Annotated in this window: 14 protein-coding genes; 9 read left to right on the forward strand and 5 right to left on the reverse strand. The window is 45.5% G+C overall.

Annotated elements, in window-relative coordinates; translation table 11 throughout:
* The coding region (locus tag QUA62_RS10180; protein WP_333403733.1) for a tetratricopeptide repeat protein at nucleotides 1-978 on the reverse strand (978 nt) is incomplete at its 3' end.
* A 316-nt stretch (nucleotides 979-1,294) separates the two neighbouring features.
* The gene (gene alaS / locus QUA62_RS10185) at nucleotides 1,295-3,946 is read right to left on the reverse strand and encodes an alanine--tRNA ligase (protein ID WP_333403735.1); all 2,652 of its coding nucleotides are present in this window, start codon (nucleotides 3,944-3,946) and stop codon (nucleotides 1,295-1,297) included.
* Between the two features lie 1,124 nt (nucleotides 3,947-5,070).
* On the opposite strand from alaS, the gene QUA62_RS10190 reads away from it, so the two are divergent.
* Genes QUA62_RS10190 through QUA62_RS10220 form a run of 7 tightly spaced genes read left to right on the forward strand, consistent with a single transcriptional unit; the run spans nucleotide 5,071 to nucleotide 18,256 of the window.
* Nucleotides 5,071-5,679, forward strand: a complete 609-nt coding sequence (locus QUA62_RS10190) for a hypothetical protein (protein WP_333282522.1) — start codon at nucleotides 5,071-5,073, stop codon at nucleotides 5,677-5,679.
* A 9-nt stretch (nucleotides 5,680-5,688) separates the two neighbouring features.
* The gene (locus tag QUA62_RS10195) at nucleotides 5,689-8,406 is read left to right on the forward strand and encodes an OmpA family protein (RefSeq protein WP_333403737.1); all 2,718 of its coding nucleotides are present in this window, start codon (nucleotides 5,689-5,691) and stop codon (nucleotides 8,404-8,406) included.
* Between the two features lie 2 nt (nucleotides 8,407-8,408).
* Nucleotides 8,409-8,945 carry a Rab family GTPase gene (locus QUA62_RS10200; protein WP_190658867.1) on the forward strand — a complete coding sequence of 179 codons (537 nt, stop codon included), beginning with the start codon at nucleotides 8,409-8,411 and terminating at the stop codon, nucleotides 8,943-8,945.
* Nucleotides 8,942-10,498: a PAS domain-containing sensor histidine kinase gene (locus tag QUA62_RS10205; protein ID WP_333403739.1), complete on the forward strand. Its 1,557-nt coding sequence runs from the start codon at nucleotides 8,942-8,944 to the stop codon at nucleotides 10,496-10,498. The genes QUA62_RS10200 and QUA62_RS10205 overlap by 4 nt, the downstream gene beginning before the upstream one ends.
* Before the next feature lie 57 nt (nucleotides 10,499-10,555).
* Complete coding sequence (locus QUA62_RS10210; RefSeq protein ID WP_333403741.1) at nucleotides 10,556-13,381, forward strand: adenylate/guanylate cyclase domain-containing protein; 2,826 nt, start codon at nucleotides 10,556-10,558, stop codon at nucleotides 13,379-13,381.
* A gap of 44 nt (nucleotides 13,382-13,425) precedes the next feature.
* The gene (locus QUA62_RS10215) at nucleotides 13,426-17,133 is read left to right on the forward strand and encodes a PAS domain S-box protein (protein ID WP_333403743.1); all 3,708 of its coding nucleotides are present in this window, start codon (nucleotides 13,426-13,428) and stop codon (nucleotides 17,131-17,133) included.
* Nucleotides 17,134-17,137: 4 nt separating this feature from the next.
* Nucleotides 17,138-18,256, forward strand: coding sequence for an ATP-binding protein (locus tag QUA62_RS10220; protein ID WP_333403746.1), 1,119 nt, complete (start codon nucleotides 17,138-17,140; stop codon nucleotides 18,254-18,256).
* A gap of 4 nt (nucleotides 18,257-18,260) precedes the next feature.
* On the opposite strand, the gene QUA62_RS10225 is transcribed toward QUA62_RS10220, so the two are convergent.
* Nucleotides 18,261-19,511 carry an FAD-binding oxidoreductase gene (locus QUA62_RS10225; RefSeq protein WP_333403748.1) on the reverse strand — a complete coding sequence of 417 codons (1,251 nt, stop codon included), beginning with the start codon at nucleotides 19,509-19,511 and terminating at the stop codon, nucleotides 18,261-18,263.
* Nucleotides 19,512-19,722: 211 nt separating this feature from the next.
* On the opposite strand from QUA62_RS10225, the gene QUA62_RS10230 reads away from it, so the two are divergent.
* Both QUA62_RS10230 and QUA62_RS10235 read left to right on the forward strand, forming a co-directional pair.
* Nucleotides 19,723-20,001: a hypothetical protein gene (locus QUA62_RS10230; protein ID WP_006635678.1), complete on the forward strand. Its 279-nt coding sequence runs from the start codon at nucleotides 19,723-19,725 to the stop codon at nucleotides 19,999-20,001.
* A gap of 50 nt (nucleotides 20,002-20,051) precedes the next feature.
* Nucleotides 20,052-20,591, forward strand: coding sequence for a DUF2231 domain-containing protein (locus QUA62_RS10235; RefSeq protein ID WP_333282501.1), 540 nt, complete (start codon nucleotides 20,052-20,054; stop codon nucleotides 20,589-20,591).
* A gap of 67 nt (nucleotides 20,592-20,658) precedes the next feature.
* Here QUA62_RS10235 and cutA read toward each other — a convergent pair whose 3' ends face one another.
* Nucleotides 20,659-20,979 carry a divalent-cation tolerance protein CutA gene (cutA, locus tag QUA62_RS10240; protein WP_333403750.1) on the reverse strand — a complete coding sequence of 107 codons (321 nt, stop codon included), beginning with the start codon at nucleotides 20,977-20,979 and terminating at the stop codon, nucleotides 20,659-20,661.
* 273 nt (nucleotides 20,980-21,252) lie between these two features.
* Complete coding sequence (locus tag QUA62_RS10245) at nucleotides 21,253-22,152, reverse strand: pentapeptide repeat-containing protein (protein ID WP_333403752.1); 900 nt, start codon at nucleotides 22,150-22,152, stop codon at nucleotides 21,253-21,255.
* Nucleotides 22,153-22,304 lie beyond the last annotated feature (152 nt).

Raw genomic sequence — 22,304 nt, forward strand, 5'->3', positions numbered from 1 at the left:
TAAAGCTGCTTCATAAAATGCGATCGCCCTTTCGATATTCTCACCCCGTTCTCCCTTGATTCTGTCACTGTAAGCTTTTGCCAAATTATTTTGACTCATCGCCCAATCTTGGGGAAAAGCATCGCGGGTGCGAACTTGTAAAGTTGCTTCAAAAAATGCGATCGCCTTTTCGATATTCTCACCCCGTTCTCCTTTGATTCTGTTACGGTAAGCTTCTCCCAAATTATTTTGAGTCATCGCCCAATATTGGGGAAAAGCATCGCGGGTGAGAACTTGTAAAGCTGCTTCATAAAATGCGATCGCCCTTTCGATATTCTCACCCCGTTCTCCCTTGATTCTGTCACTGTAAGCTTCTCCCAAATTATTTTGAGTCATCGCCCAATCTTGGGGAAAAGCATCGCGGGTGTAAACTTGTAAAGCTGCTTCATAAAATGCGATCGCCTTTTCGATATTCTCACCCCGTTCTCCTTTGATTCTGTCACTGTAAGCATTTGCCAAATTATTTTGAGTCATCGCCCAATATTGGGGAAAAGCATCGCGGGTGTAAACTTGTAAAGCAGCTTCATAAAAGGCGATCGCCCTTTCGATATTCTCACCCCGTTCTCCCTTGATTCTGTATAAGTAAGCATTTCCCAGACTAATTTGATTGATTGCCCAATCTTCTGAGTAAGCTTCGGGAGTAAAAATAGTTAATCTTATATCCAGACAAGCAATCGCAATCTCTATGTTGCTTGCCCGACTGCCTTGCTGAAGACTTGAAAAACTTAGATTTAAATTGTATAAAATACAAGCATGATTGTATGCTTGGTCTGCATCCAAGTTTTCCCGAATTTGAGTTGCCCACTCTCGCAGATATCGGGCAAAATCATCCTCTAATAATTCGAGATTGGCTTGCAGGATGGCGGTTTGTTCGTCTATGTCCCAGGTGAGGAGAGATTCAATCAGGGTGAGATAGGCTTGGCGGCGTGTTTGGTTCATTTTTGACTATCCATGTTTGTATGATTTTACATTTTTTGCGGGGAAATCAAGAGTGTTTTTAACCGCAGATGTTGGCGGATGGACGCGGATAAACGCAGATGTAAGGGCCAAAATATGCGGTAGCAGCCTGCGGAGATTCAGGCAGACGGAAGCGATCGAACTGACGATTAGGCCCCGATCCCCCCTAGCCCCCCTTAAAGAAGGGGGGGACAAGATTCCGATCAAAGTCCCCCTTCTTAAGGGGGATTTAGGGGGATCGAGACTCGGCGATAAACGAGAGATACAAAGAGTTTTTATTTCCTACAGAAAACCCAGATTACCCCAACCCTTCAACTAACAGATTGCGAGCACTTTCCAACGCTTCCTGCAATTTACTTGCATCGCGTCCCCCAGCTTGGGCTAAATTAGGCCGACCGCCACCTTTTCCGCCGCAAATTTGAGCAATTCCTCCGATAAACTTGCCAGCTTGCAATCCTTTCTTATTGACTTCTGGACTAAAAGCAGCCACCAAACTTACCTTGTCCGGTTCAGGAATGGATGCCAAAACAACCGCAGCATTTCCTAACTTTTGCTGCAATCTTTCCGCCGCAGTTTTCAGCGCTTCTGTATCCACATCTCCCAATTGAGCTACAATGATTTTGAATTCGCCGAGATCCTCAGCCGCACTCAGCAACTGGTCGGATTTCGCGATCGCCAATTCCGACTTCACAGCAGCCAAATGTTTCTGAGTATCCTTCAACTCATTCTGCAAATTAGTAATCCGGTTCGGCAATTCTTCAGGCTTCGCCTTAAATCGATCGCCCAAATCGCGCACCACCTTATCCCGCACGTTCAAATAGTCCAAAACAGCTTGACCGGAAACCGCTTCAATCCTGCGAGTTCCCGCCGCTACCCCCGCTTCGGAAACAATCTTAAACAGCCCGATTTCTGCCGTATTGCTGACGTGAGTCCCGCCGCACAATTCCATCGAAACGCCGGGAAAATCGATCACCCGCACCACGTCGCCGTACTTCTCGCCAAACATCGCAGTCGCGCCTTTTTCTCTCGCTTGGGCGATCGGCATTTCTGCAACGACCGCAGCGTGCGCTTCAGCAATCCAACTATTAACTAAATCCTCAATTTTCTGCAACTCTTCTGCTGTGACAGCCCGCGGAGAATTGAAATCAAACCGCAATCTCTCAGACGATACCAGCGAACCAGCTTGCGAAATCGAATCGTCCACAATTTTCCGCAAAGCTGATTGTAATAAGTGAGTTGCTGTGTGGTTAGCCTGAATTCGGCGGCGGCTGCTATTGTCAATTTTCGCAGTAATACTATCGCCAACTCTCAGCGTTCCCCGTTCCACCAAGCCGAAATGCACGAAGAAATCCGATTCCTTCTTCACATCATCAACTCTTACCAACAAACCATCACCATTATCTCCGCTTTTCAAATAACCTTTATCCCCAATTTGTCCGCCGGATTCAGCATAAAACGGCGTTTGGTTCAAAACAACTTGTACCTCGGTACCGGCGGCTGCTTCTTCCACAGATTTGCCGTCAACCAAGATAACTTCCACCTCAGCTAAACTCGACAATTCAGCATAACCGACAAACTCAGTTCCTTGGATTGTTTCAGCCAACTTATCCAAAGAACCCTGCACAGTCAAATCGATTGTTTGGCGAGCATCTTTAGCGCGAGTTTGCTGTTCCTTCATCGCCCTTTCAAAGCCGTCCAAATCCACAGAAATTCCCTGTTCCTCAGCAATTTCTTGAGTCAGTTCTAAAGGGAAACCGTAGGTATCGTAAAGAGTGAAAGCATCTTGACCGCTGATTTGTTGGTTGGTTTGCTGTTTTGTACGATCGACAATTTCCTCCAGCAGCTTCTCTCCGCGTTCCAAAGTCTTGAGAAACTGCGCCTCTTCCCTTGCCAATTCCGCCTTAATTTGAGCTTCCCGCTGCCGCACGTTCGGATAAGCTGCTTCCGAAAGGGCGATCGCACTTTCAGCCACCCGCACCGTAAATTCGCCCTGAATTCCAATCAGTCGCCCGTGGCGCACCACCCGGCGAATCAACCGGCGCAAAATGTAACCCCGACCAACATTCGACGCGCGAATTTCGTCCGCAATCATGTGCACCACAGCCCGAATATGGTCGCCAATTACTTTCAGCGAAACCTTGACTTTTTCATCGCTATTGTGGTAATCAATCCCGGCAATTTCCGCCGCCGATTGAATGATCGGAAAAATCAAATCTGTTTCGTAATTATTGGGGACTTTCTGGAGGATTTGCGCCATCCGTTCCAGTCCCATGCCAGTATCAATATTTTGATTTTGCAGCGGTGTTAAATTGCCCTCTGCATCTTTATTGTACTGCATGAAAACCAGGTTGTAGAACTCAATAAACCTGCTATCATCTTCGAGGTCAATATTGTCGCCTCTCTCTGGGTGGAAATCATAGTAAATCTCCGAACACGGGCCGCAGGGGCCAGTCGGGCCGGATTGCCAGAAATTGTCCTCTTCTCCCATGCGCTGAATCCGATCGCCCGGAATGCCAATTTCATCGCGCCAAATCGCAAAAGCTTCGTCATCTTCTCGGAAAACACTAACAACCAAATTCGACGCTGGTAAACCGAAAACTTCCGTGGAAAGTTCCCACGCCCAGGCGATCGCCTGTTTCTTGAAATAATCCCCGAAACTGAAATTGCCCAACATTTCAAAAAACGTGTGGTGGCGGGCGGTGCGGCCGACGTTTTCGATGTCGTTGGTGCGGATGCACTTTTGAGAAGTCGTGGCGCGCGGTGATTCGGCGGCGCGCTGTCCGAGAAATATCGGCTTGAATTGTAGCATTCCGGCGATCGTCAGCAACACAGTCGGATCTTCGGGCACCAAAGAAGCACTCGGCAATATCTTATGTCCCCGCTGAGCATAAAAGTCGAGGAAGGTTTGGCGGATTTGGCTGCCACTGAGAAACTTAGGAGAAATAGACATGACAAAAACACTTAAGTATGTAAAGATGTAGCAACAATAGAATTTATAGGACTTACGCACGGGTGTCCAGAAACCGGGTTTTTTAACCAAAATACTTGCTTAAAATCCTCAATCTCGGTAGAAAAACCCGGTTTGTTGGTTAGGAGTGCGTGAGTGCTAACTTACATCTATTTGGAGATTCATATCATTATACTTAGTAATGTAAAGACCTATCAAGTTTTGCAAATTGTGCTTTACTCCTCCGAAAGGCCATGCTAACTTAATAATAGACACCGGGACAGAAAGAGAAAGGAGGTCGCTATATTTAGAAAGAAAGTTCGAGGATATAGACATGGTGTCTCCGGTCTAGATTCCCAGGCGCAGCAGAAATTAACCGAACACAACTTGCAATAGTGGCGAACTGCCCATCGAGCAGTCAGGCCAAACCGCAGTCGAGTCAGACTTAGTTGTGGTTGCGGATTAACAGTAAAGCTGCACAAGTTGTAAACCCTAGTAAGTAACAGTTCTCAATCGGAAACACATCTCGTTTGTTAAAAAAAACAAAGCTCTCATATTATTGGGTCTGATCGCTGTCGATCGGGCCCTACGCTTTTTTATAGGGCGATCGCAGGAGGAGAGGGTGCGAGGGGGAGAGAGGGGCTGAGTTCGGCTGTAGAAGTGCTTTCTGCTTAAAGGCAACATCCCTGGGAGTCGATCGGCGATCGGTGCAGCTTTGGAGTTATATCTTATATATAATTGGACCTGTGCGCCCGCGCCCGCCTGCTTTTTGCCGGGGATCAAGCGCTGTGGTATGAGGCACTGTCAAGATGCGATATGATTGAATATGTCAGTACAAGACATTAAAATCTACCCCGCTGTCCTCTATAGCAGCAAAATCTACGCTTCTCTGAGCTTGCTGCAAGCCAAGGATAGCAAACCGTCTTTTTGGTGACAAGACCAGGCTCAAAAATTTGAATCTCAGGATATTTAGAGTCAAAACTCTAAAAAATCCCATCCCCAACGCAGGGGTGAGAGTTCAAAAAATAAAAGCCCCCCCACTCAAAAAAGCTAGTGCCACCAACAACGGTAGTAAATCACTAGCACAGTTCTTAAACTCACAATCTCCGGAGATTCTAGGTACAAGCATGGCCGAAATAACTAAAGAAGAAATGCGCGAACGGCTGGGAAATATCGACCAGATTCGCGATATAATTTTTGGAGCGCAGCTTAGAGAATACGATAATCGCTTCGATAAAATAGATTCCGACTTGTCCATGATGCAGCAAGATATGCAAGCTCGCATCGAACAAGTGAAGACAGTTCTGTCTGCAGAAATGAAGGTGGCAGTTGATTCGTTAGAGAAGAAAGTTAAATCGCTCACCTCAAACACCCAAGAAGAAAGCGCCGACCTCCGTCAGCAAGTCGATCGCGTTAACCGCAAATTCTCCAGCAGCATGGAAGCCCTCGACGAGGCTATAGACAATCAAACCAGTTCGCTTCGCGACGAACTCTCCAAAACCAGAGATCGACTATCTGAAGAAACCCGCACTTTGAAAACACAGGTTTTTGAAGAACTCGATCGTCGCTTTTCTATGCTCAGAGATGTTAAAGTTTCTAGAGACGACATGGCAGAAATTCTGTTTGAACTCGGCATGAGGCTCAAAGGAACAGAATTTGTCCCCGAACTTAAAGGCGCTGCTGATAATAAGTTAAATACCGAATTTCTGTTGCCGGAGCGCCACCATAACGGATAATAAGAACGCATGGCTTTACCGAAAGAAAATCCGGCTGACGAAAATGAGTTAGAGGGTTTTGTTTCTCAACCTGACGAGTCTGCTGCCGATGTAGCAACCCAGCTAGAACCCTTGCTGAATCTGTTAGTCGATCTCAAAATTATTGCTGGTTCCAACCAGCAAAATGCAGAGCCCGAAGCTGACAGCAGCCAGGAAAAAAATCAAGCTGGGGCCCTCGGCGGGTTGATGGATTTGTTAGGTATTTCTGAGCAAGCGCCAGAGGAAGTTGCAGCGAGTGTGCCCGAAACTGGCGACGATCGCCAACCGGAGTCTGGCGATTCCCCGCCTGTTGCAGACGAGTTAAAAAGTTTGCTGTTGACTACTCACAAACTCAACACTTCAGAACTGGAAAAAGGCTATTCCTCAGCTAAAACTATAGATGTTTCCGCGATCGTCCAGCCGGATTTGGAGGAGGAATCAAAGCCTGTCGAAGAATTGTCTAACTTGACAATGAATGATTCTCTACAGGAAGTACAGGCTCAAAAATCCCACGGCTTCGATCGGCAACAAGATATTTCCGCTCCCGAAACCGAGTCAAAATCCTCGGAAATTCCCGATAACCCCATAGTTTCCACAGTCTCAGACTCACCAGAAACTGCATATTTAGATCCGGTGGTTGGTTCGCTTCAATCGAGGCCAAACTTGGTAGAACAGCCCACACCGATATCGCAGCCAGCAGAAATATTAGGCAAAATTAAACAGGATTTAAATGAAGCCGACAGCGCCATGGAAAGGCTGCAAAATCTAATGTTCGGCTCGCAAATCTCGGATATCGAGCAAGTGAAAAGTCTGCTGGCAGAAAACGATTTGCCGGGGGTGCGCCACCTGATGGCAACAATCGACGATAAATTAGGAAAGCTGGAGCACCAAATCTACGAGCCCCAAGAGTTGATTGAGTTGATGTTGCCTTGGATCGGAGAAATTCTCAGCCGCAAAATTACAGATTCCAGAGAAGAAGTTGTCAACGCGATCGTCCCAATTATTGACGAAGTGATTAGGGCAAAAACTCAGGAAAACAAGTCGGCAATGAGTGCGGCAATAGCTGAGCTGCTTCCCGAGGCACTTGCTCAACAAATAGTGAATTCGCCAGCGGATATTGCTAAGGCGATCGCCCCAGAAATCGGTCTGGCAATTAAAGAGCAAATTCGCCTCGACCAAGAGTCGATCGCCCAGGCGATCGCCCCCGAAATGGGCAAAGCTATTACAGCCCAAATAAAACTCGAACGCAACTCTATGGTGGATGCGCTCTATCCAGTAATTGGCAGTACAATTTCCCGATACATGGCAGAAGCTATCAAGACAATCAATGAAAAAGTGTCCAATGCCATCAGCGTCGAAGGATTCCAAAGAAAAATTCGCTCCAAAGTACAAGGAGTCTCCGAAGCTGAATTAATCCTCCAAGAATCAGTACCCTTCACCGTCCAAGCAGCATTCTTAATTCACAAAGCATCAGGGTTAATAATTTCCGAAGTTCAAAACTCAGAAAGCTACCACTTAGAATCAGAAATGGTAGCAGGAATGCTCACAGCTATTCGCAGCTTTGTTAACGACTGTATCGTTCGACCGGGAGAAGTTTCCGAACTAAATCAAATTGAATACGGCGACTCCAAGATTATGTTAGAAGTAGCGGGATATTGCTACATGGCAGTCGTGATTAAAGGAGAACCGTCAGACCCTTTCATCAATAAAATACGAGAAACCGTTAGTAATCTCATTCTTAATTACGGTAAAGTAATTCACGAGTTTAACGGCGATCCGGATACTATACCGGACTCGCTGCACCCGTGTATAAAAACTTTATTCGACCCGCTGCCCACGGAAAAATCAACCAAACCCCCGATCGCCCTAGCGGGTATTGGTTTAGCCGCCCTAAGCTTAATCTTAGTACCTTGGGGAATTTATCAGTACCGCAGCAGTGTTGAGCGCCGCCTCGAAACAAATGCCATCGCAGCTTTAGCATCCACTCCCGAATTAGCAGTTTACCGCTTAGATGTTGCAGTGGATGGCCAAACTTTAAAGCTAACCGGAAAGTTGCCAAATCAAGAATTGCGGGCACAAGCCGAAAAAATAGCCGCATCAACTGCACCGAAATTGCAATTAGATAATAGAATTATAGCTGTAGATGTCCCCCCAGATCCAGTTTTGACGGCGGCTGAGGTGCAGCGGATTACCGCCGTTTTGAACCAGAGAGAGGGCGTTTCTATTTCTACGCGGTATGGCGATCGTAAACTTACAGTAGAGGGTCGAGTTAGAGACAGTGCAGACGCACAGAAAATAGCTCAGTCCCTGAAGCAAATTCCCGGTGTTCAGTCGGTCATAAGTACCGTTAAATTAGAGCCGCTGAAAATTACAACCCGCATCTACTTCGAGCAAGGAACGACAAAATTAGACTCAACAGATGAAGAAATCATCGCCCGTGTCAAAAATTTCATGGATCAATATCCTCAAAAACATATTAAGATAATTGGGCACAGCGATCGAAGCGGAGAACTTGCTACAAATCAACAGTTGTCGCTCAGGCGTGCCGCAGCAGTGCGAGATGCTTTAGTGCGGCAAGGTGCTAACCCGAAGCGCCTCCAAACGGTTGGCATCCCCAATCCTCCTGCCGACGTGGAACCCAATCAACCGCGAATTTTAAGCAGGTGCGTGCTATTTGAACCAATAACTAAGACCATAAACAGTAAATAATTATGTCAGTTACTATATCTAAAAAAATGTGCATGATTGGCGATTTTGGCGTGGGCAAAACCAGCCTGATCCGCCGTTTTGTCGATCAGAAATTCAGCGACGAGTACCTGTCCACAGTGGGAGTGAAAATTTCTCGCAAAAACATCATCTTAGGAAACACAAAACAGCGGGAAAACGTGACTGTACAGTTGCTAATTTGGGACTTAGAAGGGCATACAAAATTCAAAGGAATAGCACCGACTTACTTGCAGGGAGCTAGCGGCGTTTTAATCGTTGCCGATGTCACCCGCTCCGAAACAGTTGAGCGAATCTCCGAACACATTCAGCTTTTTTCTTCAGTCAATCCTAAAGGTTCAATTATCGTCGCTTTGAACAAAGTAGACTTGATTGACGAGGAAAAATTGCCGCTGCTAGTGGAAATATCCCATTCGATATGTCAAGACAAAGTAATAGCAGTTTACACGACATCTGCTAAAACAGGCAAAGACGTTGACGAAATTTTCTATAAACTAGCTTACACAATGATAGAACCAGTATGAACCCCATTTTAAAAAAGTTATTGGGCCCGCAACAAATAGAGTATTTTGTAGTAAATCACCATTTCATAATTCAGGAAACCTCCGCCCAAGTGCAGCATTATGCCGATACTCCGGGCGACGCGATACCCGGTGCAGATGCTCGCATAAGTTTTCCCGAACTGATTGGCATTGAAAATATCCTCATGTCTATCATTATGGGACGGCTACCGGGTTTTGAAGTCAAAGGTATCGCTCGGTTTGCCGACCCAAACCGCCCTTTATACTTTGATATGTTGGCTATCAAACATGAAGACGAACAAGAAGATGTGCCAAATAAATTGCTAATTTTGATTGAAGATACCACCGAAAAGATGGTGATGAAGCAATCGTTGATTCAGAGCGCTAATGAAGCTAATCTTTTGGTTAGTGCCTTAGCCGCTTCTAAAGATTATATAGATAAAGTTATTCGTTCGATGGGCGATGCTTTGTTGGTGACAACAACATTAGGAACTATCAAAACAATCAATCAATCGGCTCAATGGTTATTTGGGTATAGCGAAGCAGAATTGATCGGCCGCCCCCTGTCTTTAATCTTACTCGAAGAAACTTTAATTTGCCAAGGTCGCCACCGCTATATTTTGTCTCAAAAAGAGCTGCGTAGAGAACTACAAATAGTCTGCACTACTAAAGCAGGAGAAGAAATTTGGGTAGAATTTTCCTGTTCGCCAATTCAGACAGAATTAGAGGGACTTTACGATTTCATTTATATAGGCAGGGACATCACAGAACGCAAACAACAAGAAATAGAAATTCGCGGCTCTTTGGCAAAAGAGCAAGAACTCAGACAGGTAAAATCTCGTTTTTTCTCAATGATTGCTCACGAATTCGGCAATCCTCTAAGTACAGTATTATTTGCTACTAAAATCCTCCAAGACTACGGCGACGAAATCACCCACGCGGAAAAACAAAAATACCTGCAACACGTTAAATCAGCATCTCAACAAATGGCTCAGCTATTAGATGACGTGCGGTTGCTCAGCAGCGCCGAAGCCGGAAAACTCGAATTCTATCCCGCACCCGTTGACTTAAAAAAATTTTGCAGCGACTTAGTAGAATCAATTAAAATTAGTTATGGAAAAAATCATACAATTAACTTTATTTGTCAAGAATTAGTCACGCCCGCGACCAAAAATGATAACGAGTCGCAGGAAACGCAAAACTTGCCCGCACTAGATGCAAAATTGCTGCGGCACATCTTGACAAATTTGCTGTCAAATGCTGTTAAATATTCGCCGATCGACAGCAATATTTATTTTGAATTAAATTGTCAGAATAATGAAGAAGCTACATTTAAAATTAAAGACGCAGGCATTGGCATTCCTCTAGAAGACCAAGAACAACTGTTTGAATCTTATTATCGAGCCAAAAATGTCGGAAAAATACCCGGTACAGGGCTGGGTTTATCCATAGTCAAGCAGTGTGTAGACTTGCACGGAGGTCAAATCGAATTTTCCAGCGAGACAGGGTTAGGCACTACCTTTATAGTCAAAATTCCATTTTACCAACACAGATAAATAGATTAATTTTAGATAGTGCGCTACAGAGGGCGCATTCACTACTAAAAATTCAACATGGAAACCCTGTTAAAAAAGCTGTTAGTCCCCCCCCACTTGGAGTACCTAGCACTGGATAAAGACTTTTTAATCCAAGAAACCTCTATCAAAGTGCAGCGGTTTGGCGACTGTCCCGAGGAAGTAGTCGCCGGCAACGATGTCCGCATTCCCTTTCCCGAATTGGTGGGAACTGAAGAAATTTTAATCGATATTTTTGAAAGACGTTTGCCACACTTTGAATTAAAAGCAATCACGAGGCTATTAGAAAATGGATCGCGGCTTTATTTTGATATGTATATCGTCGAGTTCACCAATGACGAAAATTATCAGAGATTAATTATATTTTTTCAAGACGTAAGCGACAGAATGGCTTTAGAACAAACTCTAGTGCAAGCTACCAATGAAATGGATATTTTATTGAGTACCTTAGCGGCTACTAATAATTATGTTGAAAAAATTATTACTTCAATGGCTGAAGTTTTGTTGGTAACAACAGCCTCGGGAAAGATTAAAAAAGTCAATCAAGCGGCTCAAGATTTGTTCGGTTACAGCGAATCAGAATTAGTAGGCCAGCAAATAGACACTCTTGCTGCTGTTGGCTCCTCTTTGCAAGCAATCAGTCAAGAAGATAGTCAACAATCTCAAACTCACACCGAAGTAATTTGCCGAGGAAAAAGCGGAGAAAAGCTAACAGTTTCGTTTTCCTGTACGGCGATTTCGACTGACATTAAAGGCGTTTCTGGGTCTGGGCCCGCCCTTCAAGATTTCGTTTACATCGGCCGCGATGTCACAGATAGACAGCGCGCCCGCAAGCGACAAATAACTCAGTACGTCACCACTCGCATCCTGTCGGCATCCGAAACAATCAAAAAAGCTATAGCAGCAATTCTCCCCGTAATTTGCGACAGCTTGGGATGGGATACTGCCGAACTTTGGATGCCAGAATCTGGGGAAAAACTGCTGTCAGAAACTAAGAGAATAACTGCGGTTTCCGACCCCAATTTGCTTCGGTGCGTCGCCAGTTGGACAAAACGCTCAGTTTCTATCCCCAAATTTGCCGAATTTACCGAACAAATGACTTGTGCGTTTGGCGAAGGATTGCCCGGTTTCGTTTGGGCGAGCGGTTGCTCTCAGTGGATTGCCGATGTCACAAAAAGCGACAGTTGTATGCGCCGCGAAATCGCTGCTGAAGAAGGACTGCACGGAGCTTTGGGTTTTCCAATTTTGGGCGACTACGACCCTGAAAATTCTGCAAAGTCTGTGTTGGGGGTGATGATTTTTTTCAGCCGCGAAGTGCAGTGTTTTGATGAAGAATTGCTCCAGATAATGGCAACCATCGGCAGCCAACTCGGTCAATTTATCAAGCGCAAACAAGCGGAAATAGCTTTGCGGGAAAGCGAAGAACAACTCCGAGACTTATTTGAAAATGCTACTGACTTAATTCAAAGTATTGGAGCAGACGGTCATTTTTTGTATGTCAATCGGGCTTGGCGGGAAACTCTGGGCTACACCGAAGCAGAAATTGCTCAAATGACTGTTTTTGATATCATTCATCCGAACAGTTCCCCAGAGTCTCTGGATATATTGTATCAAGCTATTACCGAAAAAAACCTAAATGAAAGTACCTTGTATCCACCCTCTATTGAAATAATATTTATCACTAAAGAACATAAAAAAATTTTGCTGGAAGGCAGCATAAGCTGTAAATTTGCGGCAGGTTCGCTAGTAGCGATTCGCGCTATTTTGCGAGACATTACTGCTCGAAAAATGGCCGAAGACGCCCTAGCAAAATCTGTATCCCTGCTGCAAGCAACTTTTGATTCTACTGCTGACGGTATTTTAGCTACTGACAGGAGCGGAAAAATTGTCACTTTCAATCGAGAATTTGTGGAAATGTGGGGCATACCTAATGAATTGATGGCACTGCGAGACGACGCCACAACGATCGCCTTTGTCCTGAACCAACTCAAAGACCCCCAAGCATTTCAAGACAGAATACAATCGCTTGACGAGCAGCCAGAAGCCGAAAGTTACGACTTGTTGGAATTTCAAGACGGCAGATTTTTTGAACGCTATTCGCAACCGCAGCGGCTGGGAGATACAATTATCGGCCGAGTCTGGAGTTACCACGACATTACGGAACGCAAGCAAGCAGAATATGCCCTGCGAGAAGAGCAAGAAAAATCCGAAAAGCTGCTGTTAAATATCTTGCCCAAAGCAATAGCAGAACGCCTCAAGCAAAACGAAACTACTATTGCCGAATACTTTCCGCAAGTGACTGTTTTGTTCGCCGACATTGTGGGGTTTACTGCTTTGTCTGCCGTCATGAATCCGATCGAACTTGTGGATCTCCTAAATAAGATTTTCTCAGGATTCGACCTTTTGTGCGAACGGCACGGTTTAGAGAAAATTAAGACCATCGGCGACGCATACATGGCAGTAGGAGGACTGCCTGCACCCAGGGAAGACCACGCAGATGCGATCGCCAAAATTGCCCTAGATATGCAAGCAGAAATAGCCCGATTTAATGCTAACAATAATAAATATTTTAGTATCCGCATCGGCATTCACAGCGGCCCGGTTGTTGCCGGAGTAATTGGTATAAAGAAGTTTATTTACGATCTATGGGGCGACACGGTAAATATTGCTTCCCGCATGGAATCTCAGGGTTTGCCTTGGCGGATTCAAGTGAGCGAAACTACTTATAAGTTGTTGGAAAATAAATATTTGTTTCAGGAGCGAGGAATGATAGAAGTTAAAGGCAAAGGGGGAATGAAAACTTATATTCTCCTGGGTCGAAAATCAGGCAGCTCATCAGTCATCAGTCATCTGGCTGATGACTAAAAGTGTTGCTAAAGTTAATTAGCAATACTTTTTGACCAAGACTAATGGAACTTGCTAATTTGTCGGCAAATTTACGATCGCCCGACGAAGCTGTCGATCGCCACCCTGCCACGGTTGGGCCCTCGACTTCACTCGCAGAGGCGATCGCCCTGATGCGGCGGACGAGCAACCCTTGCCCACTGCCTAATTCACCTGCATTTCCCGACTCAAACGAAACTGTAAAAGCATCTATTAGTTGCGTCTTAGTTGTCGATGAAAATCAGCTAGTCGGACTGCTAAGCCCGGAAGATGTCGTGAACTTAGCCGCCTCCGAATACGGATGGCAAGGCATGAAAGTTGCCGACGCAATGACGCGGAATTTAATTGTCTTACAAGAATCAGAATTTACAGATCTTATTACCGCATTTAAGCTATTTTGTCAATACTCGCTCGATTGCTTGCCAATTGTGGATGAACGGGGTCAGCTCGTAGGTTTAGTCAGCGAAAAAACGATTCGGCCAGCAATGTATAGCTGGATGGAGGCACGGCACCAAGAAGCTGCAAAACTTCAGGAACAATGCCAACAGTTAGAGGGCAATTGTGAACTAAGAAAAGTCAGCGATCGCCAAAATGCCGAAAGTGCCATGCAGCAGAGCGAGGCGCGCTACCTGGCGATTGTGGAAGACCAAACCGAACTGATTTGCCGCTACCTCCCAGACGGTAAAATAACTTTTGTCAATCAAGCTTACTGCCGTTATTTCGGCGTGCAGCCGTTGGACTTGCTCGGCAAATGCTTCCTGTCCCTGCTGCCAGAAGCAGACCGAGAAATTTTTCAACAGCAATATACTTCTGTGTCTCCCGACAACCCTATTTTTACCTGCGAACACCGAGTAATTTTGCCCAGCGGGGAAATTCGCTGGCAGCAGTGGATCGATCGGGCGATATTCGACGAGAGCGGACAAATCGTCGAGTATCAAGCTGCCGGCCGGGATGTCACGGATCGCAAACAAGCAGAAATCGCTTTGCAGCAGCTCAATGCAGAGTTAGAACGGAGAGTGCAGCAGCGGACACAATGGTACGAAATGGCAGTATCGGCCGGCAAAGTGGGGGTTTGGGACTGGAATTTGGAAACCGACGAAATCTACATTGCTCCGTCTTTGAAAGCTTTGTTGGGCTATCAGGACGCAGAGATTCCCAACCGCATGGAAAATTGGGTGTCTCACGTTCATCCCGACGATCGAGTTGCAGTCGAGGAAGCAGTAAAGGCTTATCTAGAGGGTGTGACAGAAATTTATGAAGTAGAACACCGGATGCTGCGTAAAGACGGCAGCACCTGCTGGATACTTGCCCGCGGCAGCGCGATCCGAGCGGCTTCTGGCAAGGCATTACACCTGACGGGCACTGACACCGACATTACCGATCGCAAATTGACCGAAGAAAAACTTCAAAACTCCGAAGCCGAACTGGTGGCGCTGTTTAACGCCATGACGGATATCGTGCTGGTTTTCGACGCAAGCGGCCGCTACCTCAAAATCGCCCCTACGGCTCCCGAACTGCTGTACAAACCGGCTCCTGAAGTGCTGGGCAAAACCCTCGCGGAAATCTTCCCAGAAGCGGAAGCTAATTTTGCCCTAGCCCACATTCGCCAAACATTGGCATCTGGGCAAACGCATAGAGTTGAATACAGCATGGAAATTGGCTGCAAGTTATTTTGGTTTGATGCCAGTATTTCGCCGCTGGAGTTCGATCGAGTGATGTGGGTCGCCCGAGACATTACCGCTCGCAAACACGCAGAAGCTGCACTGCAAAAGAGCGAGGAAAAGTTTCGCAACTTATTTGACGATGCTCCGATCGCGCTTGGTTTGGCAAGCGTGCGCGACTACCGCACGATCAAAGTGAATGAAGCTCACCGCCAGATGTTGGGCTACAGCGATTCGGAGTTGGCTACCATGACTTTTACTGAACTGACGCATCCAGAAGATTTACAAGGAGATGTGGAGCAAGTCAAGCAGTTGGTCGAGGGCCATATTTCTCGCTTCCAAAGGGAAAAACGCTTGATTAAGAAGAATGGCGAGCTGATGTGGGCAAACTTGACGGTAACGCTGATCCGTGATCGCGAGGGCATTCCTCTCTACAGCATGGGGGCGATCGAAGATATCAGTTATCGTAAGCGAGCAGAAATGGAATTTCAGCAGTTAAAAGAACGCCTGCAATTTTTGCTGGGTTCTAATCCGGCGGTAATTTTTACAGCCGCACCGATGGGAGACTTTTGTACTACTTACATCAGCGACAACGTTCAGACAATCGTTGGCTACGAGCCCCAAGAATTGTTAGCAGATTGTAAATTTTGGTCGAGCAGGATTCACCCTGAAGATCGGCCACAATTTCTAGTAAATTTTTCGGATTTGTCAGAGGAAAAAAATTGTATTTGCGACTATCGTTTTCTACACCAAGACGGAATATACCGCTGGCTAAGGACGGAACTAAAACTATTGGTTGACAGCAGGGGCATTCCGATCGAAATTATTGGTTATGCCGCTGATATCAGCAATTCTAAATACGCCGAAATCGCTAGGGGGCAGCAGTTCGAGCAAGAACGGCTTGTGGAGGCGATCGCCCGTCGTGTCCGCCAGTCTTTGCAATTAGAGGAAATTCTCAACACCACGGTTGCGGAACTCCAGCAAGTATTATTAGCCGATCGAGTTTTGGTTTATCAAATTTTACCCAAAAGGGGCGGACGAGTCATTGCTGAAGCCGTGGCAGAAGGATGCAGCCAACTCGTGGATAGATATTTTGGCGAAGAGGTTTTTCCGCCTGAAAGTTATCAGCTTTATTTGCAAGGGCGAATTTCTGCGATCTCCGAACTAGATGACCCCTGCATTACACCTTGTGTGGTGGAGTTTATGAAACAAATTCAAGTTAGGGCAAAGTTAGTAGTGCCGATTATTCAGCACAGCCAAGTTTGGGGATTGCTGATCGCCCACCAATGCGATCGCCCTCGTGATTGGCAAGAATGGGAAATCAATTTATTTCAGCAGTTGGTGAATCAATTGGCGATCGCGATTCAGCAATCTCTACTTTACCAGCAACTGCAAGCTGAACTGAGCGATCGCAAACAAGCGGAAGCAAATTTGAAAAACTCCCTCAGAGAAAAAGAAATTTTGCTCAAAGAAATTCACCACCGCGTCAAAAACAACCTCTGCGTAGTTGCCAGCCTGTTAGAATTGCAATCGAATACAGTTGCCGACCCGCAAGTCAGCAAAATGTTTGAAGAAAGTCAGAATCGCCTTTATTCTATGGCTCTGATTCACGAAAAACTCTACCGCTCGACTAACCTAGCGCAAATTAATTTTGGCGAATATCTCGAAGATTTGGTAAGTAACTTGTTTCACTCTTACAATATTAGCAACAACCGAATTCAGTTGCAGGTATTAGCTGAGTCAATTTCCCTAAATCTTGAAACCGCTACTCCCTGCGGTTTAATTGCCAATGAATTGGTTTCAAATACCCTGAAACACGCTTTTCCTGATGGCACAACTGGTACAGTTAGTGTAGAATGCTATCAAACGGGCGATCGAGAAATCAACCTCTTAGTTAAGGACAACGGCATTGGCTTTCCTCAAAATTTAGATTTTCGGAAAACTCACTCAATGGGGTTTCAAGTTGTCTGCACTTTAACCGAGCAGTTAGAAGGAACTATCGAGATATCCAGAGAATTTGGTACATCCTTTCACTTAAAATTTAACGAGTTAAACTACTTTCAAAGATTGTAAAAATATGAGTTTTCCCGAAAAACCAATTAATATTTTGATTGTCGAAGACGAACTGTTAATTGCTAAAAATTTATCTCCTAAATTAGAAAAATTGGGATATCAAATCGCCGATATCGTTTCTTCAGGAGCGGATGCAATCCAGCGCGCCCGCGAACTAAGACCCGATTTAATTTTAATGGATATAGTTATTAAAGGCGACATTGACGGTATAGAAACAGCAGCAATAATTAATCAAGAATTAGATATACCAATTATCTATACAACTGCCTATGCTGACGACGAAACTTTGCAGCGAGCAGAAAATACTGGTTCTTACGGCTACCTGCTCAAACCTTTTAAAGAAAGAGAAATGCACGCCACTATCAAGATAGCACTGAGCAAACATCAAGAAGCAGTTAGTCTGAAAAATTTAATGGCGTTAGCAGCCGAAAAAAGCGAAAATAGATCGCGCTTTATTTCAATGGCTTACCACGATTTAAACACTCCTTTAACTACCATACAGTTATCTGCTGAAATGCTAGAAGATAGCGAATTGCAGAGAACCCTCGGAACTACCAATAAAAATGTCGATCGGATTAAAAGAGCCGTCAGTAATATGAGTGGGCTGCTGGAAGATATTTTAATGCTTAGCAAAGCAGAATCCGGGAAAATTTCCTTAAATTTAAATCCCATCAATGCGACGGATTTATGCAATTCTATTTTAGAAGAACTGCAACCGATCGTCACCGAAAAACACCTAGTACATTTCCGCAGTCACACAAATCCGCTGCACGCCAATCTCGATGCAAAACTACTGCACCACCTTCTGACTAATTTGCTTTCAAACGCTATTAAATATTCACCAAACGGCGGCAAGGTAAGTTTAGACTTAAGCTGCGAAAACCAACAAATAATTTTGTGCGTTCGAGATGAGGGAATTGGGATGACACCGGAATATCAAGGAAAACTATTTCAGCAGTTTGAACGGGGTGGTAATGTAGGCAAGATTAAAGGATCGGGTTTGGGACTCTGCATTGTCAAACACATAGTTGACCTGCACGGCGGTACAATAAGTGTGGAAAGTGCGATCGGCAAAGGTACTACATTTATTGTCGCGCTGCCTTTTTTAGTTAGTAGTCAGTAGTCATCTATCCTTCTTCCTTCTTCCTTCTTCCTTCTTCCTTCTTCCTGACATCCGTTACAGAATCCGTTGCCGAACTTTTTTCTGCGATAAATCGATGGGGAGATAAAAGCTCGATCGCCCTATCTTCTTCTCCCCCCGCCGCCTTCGCAAATCGCTCAGCCAAAGCAGGTACAATCACCAAAGGATTGCTGAGACCAGAAAAAACGTGCAATCCAGGGCGATCGGCCATCGACCCCACTACAGGCAAATTATCAGCGCTAAATGCCACAATACACTCGTGCCAAGTTGCGGGTAAACCTGCCAAATCAGGCAAAACCTTGCCAATTCCTGCACGAATTGCCGCTTCGCTGGTTTCGCGATCGACTTTAGCATTCAAATCGCTCAAAGTGCGCGACAATTGCCCGATCCGCAAACTCCCATCCTTAAACCCAATTGCACCCGAATCTAAAATCGGCGGCTGTAACTCTTTACCCGGTTCATCCCAAAGAAAATCCACCTCAATTCTACTCGATTCAGCTTCCAATTCAAAACGTTTTAATACCGCAGGCATCACCAAAGTCCTGAGTTTCAAATCCACAGGTGCAGTTTCCAAAATCTCCGTGCGAGTAAAATAAACTCCCACAGAAACACCAGCGGCTTTCAGCAAACTCCGACTCCAACCTCCAGCACAAACAACAGCATTTTCACAACGATAAATTCCCTGCGCCGTCTTGACTCCCGAAATCCGATTTCCCTCTTCTATAAACCCAATTACTTCAGCAAATTCTATCGTTCCTCCCAACCGCAGAAACCCTTGACAATAAGCTTTATTTGTGGCAGTCGGCGAAATGTGACCGTGGCGCACAGTCAGAGCTCCGGCGATCGCACTTTTATTTAGCAAAGGTTCCAACTCCCCCGCTTCTGCAACGCTCAAAAGCTGCGGAACAATCGCAAAATGCGCGTAATTAGCCGCCGCTTTTTCCGCATCATTACCCGCATCAATTGTCAGCAACAAATCCAACTCGCGAAACTCAGTATCAGCATCTAATTCCGCCGATAAATTGCGGTGGCGTTCGATACCTTCCCGACACAATTGCCGAGTTAAATCTGTCGTTCCCGACCAATAAGCCAAGCCGCCGTAACTAAAACGAGTCGCATTTTGCAGGGTAGCATCTCGTTCCAAAAGCAGCACAGCAAAACCTTTTTTGGCCAGTTCGTAACTCAGTGATGCACCCGTAATGCCACCGCCGACAACAATCCAATCGTAACTTTTCATGGGAAACTCAAAGGGAAGGAAAATATCATGCTTAGATTTTAGCTTAGGTTTTTTCGGAACCAATCGAAAAACCTCTACCTACAGGAAGATGCTGCCTGCGATCGGCATAACTAAAAGTTCCACCCCTCGGGAGATGTTTGTGCAGGGAGATTTTTCGTTCAATAGTAGGAATTAGAGTCAGCAAAAAATTAGAAATACCAGAGAGGTTTTTATGAGTATCGACAAACCCGGCAAAGATATGGAGCGCACGGTCAATCCGGGCGATCGCATTTCCGACGAACCGCAAACCCTCGAAGAAAAAGCCCAGCAACTGGCGGTAGACCACGTGCCAGACATCACGGGCGATGTTGTTACAGTTCCAACTTATGTGATGGTAGAAGAAGCCGATGGGGAAAAGAAAGCCCTGCACCACGTCAAAGACGCCGATGAAATTTCCGACGTAATTCGCCAGGCCCGCGTTGACGAAAATGGCGAGCGGATTTGGGATTAAGTTCAATCGAATAAAAACGGCTTTGTTGTACAAAAGTTATCGTAGAAATCATGGAAACAAATCCCAGAAATAGTACGCCCTATCCCAATCTTCCGCCGATTCTCGAAAGTCTCGATACAGAGTATCGCGACGCCGGCATAACGAGTACGCTTTCAGTTGCAGGCCATCCCATCCACCCCATCATCGTCATCTTTCCGGTAGCCTTTTTAGTAGGAGCCGCCGGCACCGACATAGGTTATTGGCTGACAAGCGATCCGTTTTGGGCGAGAGCTTCGGTTTGGCTGATGGGTGTCGGTTTTGCTGCGGGGATTTTGGCCGCAATCACGGGCTTTTTAGATTTTTTCAAAGTTAAAAGAGTGCGCGAGCGCAGTGCCGGTTGGTTGCACATGGGCGGCAATGTGGCGGTTATGGTACTTACCCTGATTAACCTGGTGTTGCGACAAGGAAATCCGGCTGAGCCGATCGTATATACAGGTTTAGCAATATCGATCGTCGTTGCAGCTTTGCTGGGCATTACAGGCTGGTTCGGCGGCGAACTAAGTTTTCGCCATAAAATCGGCGTCATCGGCCCTACCAGTCATAATTCCTAGGTTTCTGACCATTTGTAGTAGGGACTTCCGTCCCTCTTCATTTGACACTTTAGGACTAAAGTCTTGACTACAAACTTAAAGATTTTCCCAGCCAATTGAGATAAGCATCGCTGCCAGCGATAATAGGAATAGCAATAATTTCGGGAACTTCATAGGAATGGAGTTCCTGAACTTTTGTTTTTAAAGCCTCAAATTTAGCCATATCAGTTTTAATCACCAACTGCCACTCTGACTCGGCATGAATCTCGCCTTGCCAAGTATAAATAGAGCGAATTGGCAACAAACTCACACAAGCAGCCAGCTTGTGTTCAACTAAAGATTTAGCGAGATTCTCCGCCTCCGCCTCCGATGCCGCAGTTACCAGCACCACCCCAAAATTAACAGTCATAGCGATTTTAGATTTGAGATTAAAGAATTGATTTCAACAGAAAACCTTGAGCGTAATTCTTTGTAGCTACAGGGCAATGCCTTGTCAGGCGCGGATATCTACCACTTTTAATAATTCTAGTTACCGGATTTAATCGAGCGTGTCGCATCTAAATTTTACAGTCAAGTTGGAGGAAATTATTGTGGGGAGTAGGGGTGGGGCGGGATGCCCGCCCAAAAATCCAATTCAGATAGGCAATTACCAATTCCCCACTTCCAAATTCCCCCTTTCCCATTACCCATTTTTAATTTCCGTAACTTCCCAAGAATTGACTCTGCCAGCCCCAGCTAAAGAAAAATAGCGCCTCGTAGATTCCGGCAAAATAGCTCCCGCCAACAAAGCATTATCTAAATTAGCTCCTATTAACGTCGCCTCGCTCAAATCTGCTGACATCAAATCTGCTTGACACAGCTTTGCCCAATTCAGATTTGCCCCTCTCAAACAACTTCCCCTCAACTTAGCCCCGGTTAAGTTTGCACCCGCCAACTTCACCCCAGGCAACTGAGCCGCGCTGAAATTCGCCCCCGCCAAATTCGAGCCTTCCAAATTAGCTCCCATTAGTTTAGCTTCACTCACGTTGACACCGCTCAAATCTGCACCGCAGAGATTCACCCCTGTCAAGTGCGCTCGCCGCAAACTGACTCCGGTTAATTGAGCTCCAAAAAGTTTTGCACTATTGAGCTTTGCACCGTAAAGGTTGGCCCACTTAAAATTAGCTGCCATCAGATTCGCGCCCAGCAAGTTAACTAATTGCAAGTCGGCGCTGCACAAATTGGCATTCCACAACACAGCACCGCGCAGGTTGGCGCCAGTTAAAGTTGCGCCACTTAACTTTGCTCTCGGCAATTTTGCTTTTACCAAAAAAGCTCCACTCAAATTAGCTTTTGTCAAATCTGCACCTGAGAGTTGGGTTTCACCCATTTTGGCAAAACTCAGATTTGTTCTGTGTAGCAGTGCACCTTTGAGTGTTGCTTTGGTGAGAAACGCCCTGCTGAGGTTCGCCCCGGAAAGATTAGCTCGCGAAAGGTTGACTCCTATTAAGATTGCTCCGCTGAGGTTTTTCCCACTGAGGTCGGCTCCAGTAAAGTCTCTTTCTCCTTTTTCGTAATTGTTTAGCAGTTCACTAACTTCCATAGGGCATCATACCTTCTATGATTGGGGGGTTTCGATCCAGAAATCTTTACTGTTAAGGTTCTTTCAGAAAGGAAACTGTTTCAGAAAGGAAACTGTTTTAGCGTTTGCCTCAAACGGTATAAATTTCATTAACATGACTTTCTGTTTAAAGG

It is taken from the genome of Microcoleus sp. MON1_C1 (genome assembly GCF_036701945.1).
GTDB lineage: Bacteria > Cyanobacteriota > Cyanobacteriia > Cyanobacteriales > Microcoleaceae > Microcoleus.

Excerpts from the sequence above, each read along its gene's own strand:
- alaS (WP_333403735.1), bottom strand. The coding sequence starts at position 3,946 with ATGTCTATTTCTCCTAAGTTTCTCAGTGGCAGCCAAATCCGCCAAACC.
- cutA (WP_333403750.1), bottom strand. The coding sequence starts at position 20,979 with ATGACTGTTAATTTTGGGGTGGTGCTGGTAACTGCGGCATCGGAGGCG.
- QUA62_RS10200 (WP_190658867.1), top strand. The coding sequence starts at position 8,409 with ATGTCAGTTACTATATCTAAAAAAATGTGCATGATTGGCGATTTTGGC.
- QUA62_RS10210 (WP_333403741.1), top strand. The coding sequence starts at position 10,556 with ATGGAAACCCTGTTAAAAAAGCTGTTAGTCCCCCCCCACTTGGAGTAC.
- QUA62_RS10225 (WP_333403748.1), bottom strand. The coding sequence starts at position 19,511 with ATGAAAAGTTACGATTGGATTGTTGTCGGCGGTGGCATTACGGGTGCA.
- QUA62_RS10235 (WP_333282501.1), top strand. The coding sequence starts at position 20,052 with ATGGAAACAAATCCCAGAAATAGTACGCCCTATCCCAATCTTCCGCCG.
- QUA62_RS10230 (WP_006635678.1), top strand. The coding sequence starts at position 19,723 with ATGAGTATCGACAAACCCGGCAAAGATATGGAGCGCACGGTCAATCCG.
- QUA62_RS10245 (WP_333403752.1), bottom strand. The coding sequence starts at position 22,152 with ATGGAAGTTAGTGAACTGCTAAACAATTACGAAAAAGGAGAAAGAGAC.
- QUA62_RS10195 (WP_333403737.1), top strand. The coding sequence starts at position 5,689 with ATGGCTTTACCGAAAGAAAATCCGGCTGACGAAAATGAGTTAGAGGGT.
- QUA62_RS10215 (WP_333403743.1), top strand. The coding sequence starts at position 13,426 with ATGGAACTTGCTAATTTGTCGGCAAATTTACGATCGCCCGACGAAGCT.
- QUA62_RS10220 (WP_333403746.1), top strand. The coding sequence starts at position 17,138 with ATGAGTTTTCCCGAAAAACCAATTAATATTTTGATTGTCGAAGACGAA.
- QUA62_RS10190 (WP_333282522.1), top strand. The coding sequence starts at position 5,071 with ATGGCCGAAATAACTAAAGAAGAAATGCGCGAACGGCTGGGAAATATC.
- QUA62_RS10205 (WP_333403739.1), top strand. The coding sequence starts at position 8,942 with ATGAACCCCATTTTAAAAAAGTTATTGGGCCCGCAACAAATAGAGTAT.